Below are 11,455 nucleotides of genomic sequence, written 5' to 3'. Positions count from 1 at the left end.
CCGCGGCCCGCCGTACGGTCCTTGTACCGGTTCGGGACGGCGAGGCGCCGCACGGCACCTCTCCCCCACCGACACGGCCGTGTGCCCGAGTGGCTCAGGGACTCGTCTGCAAAGCGAGGTACGCGGGTTCGATTCCCGCCACGGCCTCCCCCGAGGGCGGGTGCTCCGCGGAGCACCCGCCCTTCGACATGCGCGCCGGAGCGCCCGGTTGCCCCGGCGCGGGGCTGGGCGGCACGGGCGCCTTGTGGGCCGGGGCGCGCCGCTCGATGCTGTCAGGCCTGCTCCGGATCGAGCCCGAGAGCGGTGCCGGTGTCCTGTCCGTCCCAGCCCTGAGGGGTACGCCACAGGACGTGGACGCCGAAGACGTCGTGGACGGCGGCGGCCGACCAGTCCTCGGCGGGCGGCTGGGACAGGACCAGGTAAAGACGGTCGGCGGCCGTCGGCAGGGTGTGGTTGATCTCCTGGAGGCGGGCAGCCCCCGAGCGGAGGTCGGCGTACGAGGACAGACCGGCGCCCAGCACCTCGTAGAGCAGGTGACCGTGCTCGGTGGTGCAGCTGCAGTCAAGGACCGGCGAGTCGGCCTTCGGCTGCCGGTCGGCGCGTAGCAGGGCGGCCAGCAGCTCGAAACGCACCGCCTCATGGGTCTTGCAGACACGGTCGGCCACGGCCGACGTCTCGAGGAATCGGAGCAGGTCCGTAGCGGGTCCGGCCAGCAGCTCGGACGTCGGTGCGGTGGTGCCGATGGTGGTGCTGGGCATGGGGCGGATCTCCTCCGGCTCGGGCTGCTCGAGCTGCTGTGACGGTGTGGACGGCTGGATCCGGCCGGACAGGGTGAAGTCGGGTGCCTGCACGGCGGCTGGCTCGGTGTCCCCGGTTTCCGGCGCACGGCCGGCTGTGGTGGACGCGAGGCGTTGTTCCAGCGTCCCGCGTGCCTCGGCCAGGGCGTCGGCCCAGCCGCAGCGTTGCAGCTCCGTCCGGAACCGGTTCAGGTCCGGGGTGTCGGAGGCGAGCGCCCGGTTGGTGTTCGCGGCGAGGTCCCGCAACAAGGCAAGGCGGTCCCGGTCCGGGGAACCGAGGACGCGCCATACGTCCAGCCAGTCGTGCTGGTCCAGGCGCAGGCAGCGGTTGGCCATGCCCTTGAGCTCGGACAGCCGGACCCGGGCGTCGTCCGGAACGTGGTCGTCGGCAAGTTCCTGGACGACGGTGAGCGCGTCCACGTACCGCTCGGCCATGGTGGCCGAGATGGGCCTGCGTCCGCGTTCGTCGACGGTGACGAAGGTGACGTTGGAAGTGTGGCGCAGGACCCAGGCGTTCAGCTCCGTCCCGGTCGCGGGTGGGGTGGAGCCGTGACGCACGGCCAGGAGCAGCGGGCGGTCGGTGGCGGGTGAGATCGCCTCGACCTTGTAGTTGCCGCCGCTGGTATGGCCCACGACGCGGATCTTGATGTCGGTACCGATCTCGGGGGCGTTCCCCACCGACGGGGCCGTCGTTGCGGCGGTGCCTCCGGCGTCCGTGTCGACATCGGGGGACGTGTCGCTGGGCGGTTGTTCCGCGGGGTCCGCCGTGCCGGTGCTCGAGAGGGCCTCCGGGAGCGGTGCGGTGTGCAGGACGGTCAGGCTCTGGGTGCTGCGGGTCAGCGCGATGTAGAGCTGGCGCAGACCGGCCGGGCCACGGGCGGCGATGGTCGCGGGTTCCACGACGAGGACGTGGTCGTACTCCATACCCTTGGCCTGAGCGGCGGCCAGTACCGACACCGCCTCGCGCTCCTGCCGTGAAAGGCCGTCCGCTTCGTCGAGGTGGCGGGCGATCTCGTCGAGCCACCCTGAGTCGTCGGGAACGATGACGGCCACCGAGCGCAGGGTCTGCCCGTCGCTGCTGCCGAGAAGGCGGACGGCTTGGGCGACGGTGTCGTCCAGGAGTCGCCACGGCTCGGTCGCGATGGTGCGTACCGCGCCGTCACCGGCTTCGCGCACCGCCCGCGGGTACGGCAGCGAGGGGGCGATCGTACGGGCCAGCGGTGCGACGAACTCCATGATCTCGGCGGGCACACGGTAGCTGGTGGTCAGTTCGGCCACCCGCCAGTCGCCGTGGTCGGACAACAGGGTGCCCAGTTCCTCCCAGTCGGTGTGCGCCCGCGGGCCGGTGGCCTGGGCGAGGTCACCGAGGACGGTCATGGAACCGCCCCGCGCGACGCGTCGGCGCAGGGTGCGGGCCTGCATGGGGGTCAGGTCTTGGGCCTCGTCGACGACGATGTGACCGTAACGGCGCGGAGTTTCACCGGTGATGAGGAAGCGGAGTTCCTCGAGCAGGACGAGGTCTTCCGGGGTCCACGGGTCACCGTCGGCGCTGGCGGCGCGGGGACGGTGCAGGGCGGTCTGCTCCTCGTCGTCGAGTACGCCGGCGCCGCACACGCGCAGGAGGTCGGGCGAGTCGTAGAGACTGCGCAGAGCTTCCAGGGCACCGGGCGAGGGCCAGACACGGTCGAGGAGGCGTTCGACCTTGCGGTTGCGTTCCAGGCTGCGGCGGATCGTGCCGTCCGCGCCACGGCGCGGGGCGAGGGCGACGAGTTCGGCCAGGAGGCGGTCGACGAGCAGGTTGCGGAAGCGGTCACGGCGTTCGCGGTGGGCACCCTCACCGCCGCGTGCCTCATCGAGCAGGGCGAGAACCCCGGAGCGCGGCACGCGCAGGGTGGTGCTGCCGACGGTGACCGTGAACGCCGGCTCGTCACCCTCGAAGGAGGGGGCGGTGAGGAGGGCGTCCAGGGCTTCGGGCCGGCACTCGCGCTCGACCCGCCTGCGCAGAACGGTCGCCATGCGCTCGTCGGACTTCACCAGCCGCGCCCGCGGTGCGTCGGTGCCCGATGCCTCGCCCTCCCACAAACGGGACAGCTGAACGGCGTTGACGTCGCGGGTGCCGAGGGTGGGCAGCACCTGGCCGACATAGTCGAGGAACCGCTGGTGGGGGCCGATGACGAGAATGTCCGAGGCAGTGAAGTGCTCGTTGTTGACCAGCCAGGTCACGCGGTGCAGGCCGATCGCGGACTTGCCGGTGCCCGGACCACCTTGCACGACGAGGATGTCGGTCGGCGACCCCGTGACCAGGGTCATCTGGTCACGGCGGATCGTCTCCACGATGTCCCGCATCCGGCCGCTGCGTGAGCGCTGCAACTCGCGAAGGAGGAAATCGTCCGGCTGCAAGGGTCTGCGGCGGTGGATGCGGGCGACGTCGCCAGGAGTGTGCGCCGGCGTACGCTTCCCGCGCTTCGCGGTGCCCGGTCGCACGTCCGTGGGAGCGTCATCCGCGGCAGGCCTCGGTGCGGGAACGAGGCCGGTCTCGGAGGCGGTTTCGGGAAGCGCCTCGGAAGCAGTGCCGGCGAGCGCCCCGGGCGCGGCGATCTCGTCGAAGTAATCCTCGACGAGGCGCTCCGCGCAGCGCAGCCGACGCCGCAGCACGATGTCGCCCGGTGCCTCCGGCTGCGCCTCGAGCCACTTGGCGGCCATCCCGCTGGTCCAGAGGACGACTACGGTGTCGCGGGTCTGGACGTCGGAGACCGGACGCCTGCCGATGTACCAGGGCCGGGGCTTACCACCGGGCTCCTCCGGAGCGTCGACGCGGGCGAAGACCAGCGACTCGCCCCCGAGATTGCCGTAGGCCACTGCCCTTTGTTCCGTGTCCTTCTTGTTGGCGATGCCGTCCTTGCCGGTGGCCGAGGCCGTGGCTGCCCCCGTCCCACTCATCTCGGCCAGCCGGGCCTCGTAGCAGGCGTACGCATGGTCCACCGCCTTCTGCTCGAGGGCGATGACGTCATTCCGTGTGGTGGTGGTCATGTGCTCCCCTCCCTGGCGGCGCCCGGGGACGCCGCTACGGGCATACGCCCGTCCCCGACGACATGACTATCAGAGACCGACCGGTGACAGCAGTCCGGACCTCACTTCCGTGAAGTCGGCAACGCCGTGGCCGAGTCCCAGCTCCTGGTGTGGTCGTGTCCCTGCTCCGTGCTCGTCGTTGGTTGATCGAATGCCGCCCTTGCAGAGGCGGCCCCGTTTGATCCACACCAAGGGGGATGCGTGACGCATATCCACGGGACCGGCCAGACGCGGAAGCCGAGGAAGACAGCCTCGACGGTCAGCCTGCTCGCGCTGCTGGCCGGCACGCTCGTCGTATCGGCCTCGCCGGCTGCCCAGGCCGACGGCGACTACTGCGGTCACCGGGTGCTCGGGGACATCGAGAAGCGCTACCTCGCGATGGGTGGCCCCGAGGGGTCTCTCGGCTGTCCGGTCACGGAGGAGTTGGTCAACCCCGACGGAATCGGCCGCCGCACGCAGTTCGAGAACGGAACCGTGTACTGGTCCCCCCGAAGCGGCGCATGGCCGGTCTGGGGCGCCATCGGCGACTACTGGTGCAACGCGGGGTGCGAGGCGGGGTACATGGGCTACCCGACCTCCTACGAATACGTCGTCGGCGACGAGACGCGGCAGAACTTCCAGTGTGCCGTCATCCATTGGCAGGCACTCCCGGGCGACAAGACCAAGACGTGGCGGACGGACACCTGCGTGTGACGTAGCGGAGACGGCCCGCGGAACGCGACTCCGCACGGCATCGCCGCACGCCGGCGCCTCCATCGAGGGGACACTTCCGGTACACGCGCCGACCTTCCTGCTGCCCCTTCGGTCCACTTGCGGTGGAGCGGACTCGTGCGCATCCGGCGACGCGGCCACGATCGCACTCACGGAGAAGGACAGACGGGACCGGAGTTACAGCACCCCGCCCGCCTCGTCCTGGAAGAGGCGGGTCCAGTAGTGCCAGTCCGTGTCGGGGGTCGTGCCCGTCGGGTCGACGGAGGCGAGGACCTGGATCATCGTCAGCGCCAGCTGGTCGTACGCGTCGCTGGTGAGGGCGTGGCCCGAGTCCTCGTCGAGGGAGCGCTCCCGGTGCAGCAGCCACAGCGTGAAGGCGAGCGTGGAGATGTCCGTGTTCAGCGGGCGCAGCACCGCCTCGCCCTCGCTCCAGCTGAGCACCGCGCCCGTCGCCCCGTCGACGATCAGGCTGTGGTCGTCGACCAGGTGACCGACGCGGATCAGCCGGTCGGCGTGCGCCGGGAGGAGGCCCGGCGGGATGCCGCCGCCGCAGTCGTCGGCGTCGTACTCCGCGAGGGTGCGCAGCGGCTGGTCGGTGTCCAGGGAGAACAGGAAGCCGTCCTCGGGCAGGCCCGTCTCGCGCAGGAAGCGGCGGGTCGGCTCGTGCGTGAGCGTCGAGGGGAAGTCGACCTCCTCGAAGCGGACCACACCGCTCCGGCCGAACTCCTCGTCCAGCAGGCGCAGGGGCAGGTCCAGGGCGAGGCCCGACGACGTGCCGGGGCCCGCGACGAGGGCGAGCGGGCGGATCAGCGCCGCCATCCGCCAGAACGGCGCCGGCTCGCCGTCCGCGCCCTCCTCGAACACCGCGAGCAGCTGCCGCGAGGCCTCCGCGACCGCCTTGGTGCCGTAGCGGCCGGCGTAGGCGGCGAACTGGCCGCGCAGTCCGGCCAGTTCGTCCGTGGCCGCGGCGAAGCGGACCAGGGTCGGCAGGGACGGAGCGAGCGGACGGCAGTCCATGAGGTCGGGCCGGTCGTGCACATACGTCGTGGAGACCTCCCCGGTCGCGCCGTCGAGCAGCACCGACTCCGCCTCCAGGCCCGCCGGGGCGAGCAGTTCGCCGATCACGAGCTGGTCCCGCAGCGCGGGCGGCAGCCCGTCGGCGGCGCCGCCCGTCGCCGCGGCGACCGTGTGCGGCCCGCCGTGCCGGCCCAGCTCGGCGAAGCGGAACAGGCCGCTGTCGCAGGGCAGTCCGGGGCCGGTCAGCCAGCTCCGCGTGGAGGCGTGCGTGACCTGGGGACCGAGGTCGTCCTCGGTGAGTGTGATCGCCCTCGCGACAACGGTGTCGGTCGTGCCCATGATTCCCCCGCGATACGTGTGCTCGGTCCCGGGCCCGCGAACGTCCCGCCCCGGGCAGGACGGCCCGCGCCCCGCCGGACCCACGGCCGTCCCCCACTGCTTCCGAAGACTACGCGGCGCCACTGACAACGCCTCAGAACCGCGGGGCGCGGCCGGCGCCCTGTCTCTCAAGACGCGCGGGAGGCCCCTCGCGTTGCCCTGACGGGGCGATCGCCTCGCGGGAACCGCTCAGTTCGCGGTGACCACGGCGGCCTGCGGGCGGATCGGCAGCCGGTTGACCGGCCGGCCGGTGGCGGCGCGCACCGCCGAGGCGATGGCGGCCGGCGAGGTCACCACCGGCACCGCGCTGACCGACTTCGCGCCGAACGGCGCGACCACGTCCCGCTCCTCGACCAGCTTCACGATCCGGATGTCGGGCGCGTCCAGCGCCGTCGGCAGGGCGTACCCGGTGAGGTCGGGGTGGCGGATCAGGCCGCGCGGCGTGCGCAGGTTCTCGGTGAGCGCGGCGCCCAGGCCCTGGGTCACGCCCGCCTCGATCCGCGCGGCGAGCTGCGCCGGGTTGAGCACCCGGCCCACGTCCTGGGCGACCGCCAGTTCCACGACCCGTACCGAGCCGAGCTCGATGTCGACGTCGACGACCGCGCGGATCGCGCAGAAGGAGATGCCGACGAAGGCGTCGCCCTGCCCGGCCTCGTCCAGCGGCTCGGTGGGGTGCGGGCGGCACTGCGCGGTGGCCCACAGCTCCTTGCCGTCCAGCGCCTCGGTGACGGTCGTGGACAGCACGCCGTCGTACGAGGTGATCTTGCCGTCGGTGATCTGGAGCAGCTCGGTGGACATGCCGAACTGGTGCGCCAGGGGCTGGAGGAGCTGGGTGCGGACCATCTTGGCCGCACGCTCCACCGCCCCGCCGGACACCCAGGTGTGCCGGCCCCGGCAGCCCGCCCCGGCCGGGGGCTGGTCGGTGTCCACGGGCACCACGTGCACCTCGTCGATGCCGAGGGTCTCCTGGACGATCTGCCGGGCCAGGGTGGAGAAGCCCTGCCCCGTCTCCACGGCGGCGCACAGCACGGTCGCCACGCCGCCCTGGACGCGCACGGTGGCCGTGGACACCTCGTCGGCGCCCTCCGCGCCCAGCATGTGCACCATGCCCAGGCCGTAGCCGACGCCCCGGCGGACCGCGCCCGGTTCGCCCGCGCCCTCGGGGCCGCCGGGCAGCAGCCACTCGTCCTCGGGGGTGTCCTTGGGCAGCGGCGGCAGCGGGAACTCCCGCACCGCCTCCAGCAGTTCGGCGACCGGTGCGGGGCAGGTCACGGTCTGGCCGGTGGGCAGCAGGTCACCGGTGGCCATCACGTTGCGCAGCCGTACCTCGGCCGGGTCCAGACCCAGCTTCTTCGCCAGCTTGTCCATCTGCGCCTCGTACGCGGCGCACACCTGCATCGCGCCCTCGCCGCGCACATGGCCGGAGGGCGGGTTGTTGGTGCGCACCGCCCAGCCCTCGATGAAGGCGTGCGGGACGACGTACGGGCCGCACGCGAAGGCGACGGCGGCGGCCAGGGCGTCGGAGGAGGTGCCGGCGTAGGCGCCCGCGTCGAGCAGGATCTGTGCCTCGACCTTGACCAGCTTGCCCTCGGCGTCGGCGTGGTGGCGGTAGCGCAGCAGCGTGGGGTGGCGGTGGGTGTGGCCGAGGAACGACTCCTCGCGCGTGGCGGCGAGCTTCACCGGGCAGCCGGTCTTCAGCGCGAGCAGGCCGAGGGGGAGCTGGAAGCTCTGGTCCTCGCGGTCGGCGGTGGCGCCGGGCACCCCGGTGACGACGATCTTGACCTGGTCCTGCTGGAGGCCGAAGGCGGCGGCCGCGGTGTCCCGGTCGCCGTGCGGGTCGGTGGACGCCAGGTACAGCTCGACCCCGCCGTCCGGGCGGGGCACGGCGAGTCCGGCCTCGGCCCCTATGGGGGCGGGGTCCTGGCGGCCGATGCGGTACAGGCCCTCGACGACGACCTCGCCGGCCGCCTCGGGGTCGCCGTGGCGCAGCGGGATGTGCCGGATCAGGTTGCCGTCGGGGTGCAGCGGCTCGGCCTCGAAGGCCTGCTCGGGGTCGGTCACCGGGTCGAGCACCTCGTACTCGACGATGACGGCGGCGGCGGCCATCCGCGCGGTGTCGGGGTGGTCGGCGGCGACGGCGGCCAGCGGTTCGCCGTGGTGGCGTACGACCTCGGAGGCGAAGACCGGGCGGTCGGCGGTGCCACGGCCGAGCACCGGGGTGCCGGGGACGTCCTCATGGGTGACGACCGCGCGGACGCCGGGCATCTCGCGCGCGTGCGTGGTGTCGATCGACTTGATGCGCGCGTGCGGGTGCGGCGAGCGCAGCACGGCGGCCCACAGCAGCCCTTCGGCCCACAGGTCGGCGGCGTAGGGGAAGGTGCCCTCGGTTTTGGCGCGCGCGTCGGCGGCCGGAAGGGAGGCGCCGAGTCCGCGCGGGACGGCCTCCTGCTCGGGGGCCGCCGTCCCGGCGGCCTGCGCGGTGGCGGTCTCGTTGCTCACGCCTGGCCTCCGTCCTGGCCGTAGGACTGGTCGTGCGGTCCGGTGACGCCGAACGCCGAGGGGTTCACCCCGCCGGCGCCGGGGCCCGCCTGGTGCGGGATGCGCGGGGTGCCGTCGCCGTCGTCCGCGGCGAGCTCGGCCTGGGCCTCCGCCTGCGCCTCGCGTCCGGCGACGACCTCTTTGACGGCGTCGACCACGCCCCGGTAGCCGGAGCAGCGGCACAGGTTGCCGCACAGGGCCTGCCGGGTCTCCAGCTCGGTCGGGGCGGGGTTGCCTTCCAGCAGGTCGTGCACGGTCATCGCGATGCCGGGGACGCAGAAGCCGCACTGCACGGCGCCGCACCGGGCGAGGGCGCGCTGCACGTCCGAGGGGCGGCCGTCCTGGGCCAGTCCCTCGACGGTGCGGACCTCGCTGCCCGCCGCGGTGACGGCGGGGACCAGGCAGGACGCGACGAGCCGGCCGTCGACCTGCACGTTGCAGGCGCCGCACTCGCCCTGCGAGCAGCCGTCCTTGGCGCCGGCCAGGCCGAGCCGCTCGCGCAGCACGTAGAGCAGCGACTCACCGATCCAGGCGTCGGTGACGGGCCGGTCGGTGCCGTTGACGCGGAGTACGTAGGAGGCGAGGGGGTGGTCCTCGTGGGGTGCCACGAGGATGCCGGGGCCGTCCGTGCCGTCGGGGCCCTGCTCCTCCGCGGGGGCGCCCGACTCGCCGGAACGGTCGTCGGCGGGGGCGGTGTCCGGGGCGGCGGAGGCGCCGTCGCCGGAACCCGGCCGCGGGCCTTCGTCGGCGGAGGCCGCCGAGGGCCGCTCCGCGGGCTCGGGAGCCGCCTGGGCGTCCTCGGTGTCGGTCCGGGTCTCGTGCGGCCCGGAGGCGGGCTCCGTGCCGCCCCGGGGGGCGGAGTCCGGGTGCTCGGCCGGGTGGCCGTCGGCGGACGCGTCGCCGGGCTGCCAGGGCTGCTCGCGGTGGTCCGGGTGCTCCTCGGCGGGCAGCGGCCGGGACACCTCGTCCGGACGCGGGCCGGCGTGCGCGGACACGTCCGTGGCGGCGGGGTCGTACGGGGACGGGTCGGCGGCGCGCGGCTGCCCCTCCTCGGGGCCCTCCTCGAATGCGGGACCGCCGCGGTGGCCGCCGGTGTGCGCCTGCTGGTCGGGGGCGGCGCCGCCGTCGGGGCGGCCGTGCTGCCGTGCGGCCGGGTCCCGGGGCTCGTGGGCCGGTCCGTGCTCGCCGCCCTGCGGCTGGTGGCCGGCGTCGTGCCGGTCGTGGTCCTGGGGGACGCCCGGTACGCCGGGGCCCCACGGCCTGCCGATGGACTGGGTGTCGGCCCAGGGGGCCGGGGCGCCGCCCGGGAGGGTCGCCGGCGGGGTGCTGCCCCACTGCTCGACCAGGGACGACGCGGTGAACTCGCCGGACTCGTCCGGCAGGTCGCCGCCCGCCACCGGGATCGACCACTGCCCGGTGGCGTTCTGCCCCGGTGCCGGGTCCTGCCCCGGGTGCTGTCCCGGCGCGTGCTGCGGCGCGGCGGCGGTCTCGTCGTAGGTCCACTGCCCGGTGGCGCCGGGGTCGTACTCGAAGCGGTCCGCCGCATGCTCCGGCTGTCCGGACTGCGGGTCGTGCCACTGGGCCCCGTCGACGGGCGCGCCGGGTACCGCCCAGGAGCCGGTCGCCGCCGGGTCGGTGCCCGCGGTGGTCGCGGGCGTGACCGTTATCTGCGGCGGCACGTAACCGTGTCCGGGCGCGGCGAGGGGGCTCTCCATGGCGTCCAGCAGGGCGTCGATGCCGCCCTCCGGGAGGTTCACGAAGGCCGTGGCACCGTCGTCGTAGTCGCCCTGCGGCAACGGGTCCCAGCGGCTGCCGCCCGGAGGCGTGCCCTGTCCGTGCTGGTCGTCGGTCACGACAACGCCCTCCCCAGTGCTCGTCGGGCCAGCGCGGCGACGGTGCGCCGCAGGTGCAGTACCGCGGGCGGCAGCGGTGGGACGGCGCCGTCCTCGCCGGGGGCGGCGTCGGGGATGCAGGCCGCGGCGACATACTCCCCGAACGCGGTCAGTGCCTCGGGCACGATCGCGCGGTTGTTGTCCCAGTCGATGAGCTGCGCGACCCACTGCTCGGCCTCCAGGGGCCGCAGCGGCATCGGCGCGATGGCGCCCACCGCGCAGCGCACCCCGCGCCGGGCGGGGTCGAGCACGAGGGCGACGGAGGCGACCGCGCGGCCGGGGCCGGTGCGTCCGGTCGCCTTCAGGAAGACCTGGGGGGCGTGCAGCAGGGGGACGCGCACGTAGCCGATGAGTTCGCCGGGGCGCAGCAGGTCCATGCCGGCCAGCAGATGCGACACCGGGACCTCGCGCCGGGCGCCGGCCGAACCCGCGACGACCAGCGTCGCCTCCAGGGCGGCCAGCACGGGCAGCGCGTCGCCGGTGGGGGCGGCGGAGGCGATGTTGCCGCCGAGGGTGCCGGCGTTGCGGATGTGCGGGGGTCCGGCGGCCCGCGCGGCGGCGGCGAGCGCCGGGATGAGGGCGGCGAAGTCGGGGCGGCCCATGCGCGCGTGGGTGAGGCCGGCGCCGAGCAGCGCGTGTCCGTCGAGGTACTGCCAGCCGCGGATCTCGCTGATCTTGCCGAGGCCGACCAGCGCGGCGGGCCTGAGCTGCCCGGAGTTGACGGCGGCCATCAGGTCGGTGCCGCCCGCGACGGGCACGGCGGCGGGCATGGCGGTGAGCGCCGCCACGGCTTCGTCCAGCGTCGTGGGCAGCGTCACGGCCTGCGCCGCCTGCGGTGCGTGCGTGCTCAAAACCGGCTGCCCCTTCCCGCTGCCCCACCTGGTCCCGCCCGTGCGCCGTACGGTACGTGCTGACAGGGCGGACGTGGCAACTCTGGCACATCTTGGCAGGTGCCGAAGACGGGGGTCCGCTAGGAGGCATTCGCCCGGCTGGAACCGGACCTGACCGATTCCGTCCCGAGATCACCGCTGCGCCGTGGAATCACAACCTTCG

The 11,455-nt window shown here is 74.0% G+C and carries 6 protein-coding genes and 1 tRNA gene; 2 read left to right on the top strand and 5 right to left on the bottom strand.

Annotated features, from left to right (window positions below; all coding sequences use genetic code 11):
• Positions 1-75 precede the first annotated feature (75 nt).
• Positions 76-147 (top strand) — tRNA-Cys (locus B100_RS0115545).
• 125 nt (positions 148-272) lie between these two features.
• Here the strand turns inward: B100_RS0115545 and B100_RS0115540 are convergent.
• Positions 273-3,827: an AAA family ATPase gene (locus B100_RS0115540; RefSeq protein WP_024885362.1), complete on the bottom strand. Its 3,555-nt coding sequence runs from the start codon at positions 3,825-3,827 to the stop codon at positions 273-275.
• A 240-nt stretch (positions 3,828-4,067) separates the two neighbouring features.
• Between B100_RS0115540 and B100_RS34840 the strand changes: the two genes are divergently transcribed.
• The gene (locus tag B100_RS34840) at positions 4,068-4,559 is read left to right on the top strand and encodes a hypothetical protein (protein WP_024885361.1); all 492 of its coding nucleotides are present in this window, start codon (positions 4,068-4,070) and stop codon (positions 4,557-4,559) included.
• 195 nt (positions 4,560-4,754) lie between these two features.
• Here B100_RS34840 and B100_RS0115530 read toward each other — a convergent pair whose 3' ends face one another.
• From B100_RS0115530 to B100_RS0115515, 4 genes are all read right to left on the bottom strand, one after another.
• Positions 4,755-5,933, bottom strand: coding sequence for an SUKH-4 family immunity protein (locus B100_RS0115530; protein WP_024885360.1), 1,179 nt, complete (start codon positions 5,931-5,933; stop codon positions 4,755-4,757).
• A 228-nt stretch (positions 5,934-6,161) separates the two neighbouring features.
• On the bottom strand, positions 6,162-8,471 hold the full coding sequence (locus B100_RS0115525; protein WP_024885359.1) for a molybdopterin cofactor-binding domain-containing protein: 2,310 nt from the start codon (positions 8,469-8,471) through the stop codon (positions 6,162-6,164).
• Positions 8,468-10,363 carry a 2Fe-2S iron-sulfur cluster-binding protein gene (locus tag B100_RS0115520; RefSeq protein ID WP_024885358.1) on the bottom strand — a complete coding sequence of 632 codons (1,896 nt, stop codon included), beginning with the start codon at positions 10,361-10,363 and terminating at the stop codon, positions 8,468-8,470. The genes B100_RS0115525 and B100_RS0115520 overlap by 4 nt, the downstream gene beginning before the upstream one ends.
• Positions 10,360-11,253, bottom strand: coding sequence for an FAD binding domain-containing protein (locus tag B100_RS0115515; protein ID WP_024885357.1), 894 nt, complete (start codon positions 11,251-11,253; stop codon positions 10,360-10,362). The genes B100_RS0115520 and B100_RS0115515 overlap by 4 nt, the downstream gene beginning before the upstream one ends.
• Between the last annotated feature and the right edge of the window lie 202 nt (positions 11,254-11,455).

This window comes from Streptomyces sp. CNH189 (assembly GCF_000527195.1).
This window is presented reverse-complemented; position numbering and strand designations above follow the sequence as displayed.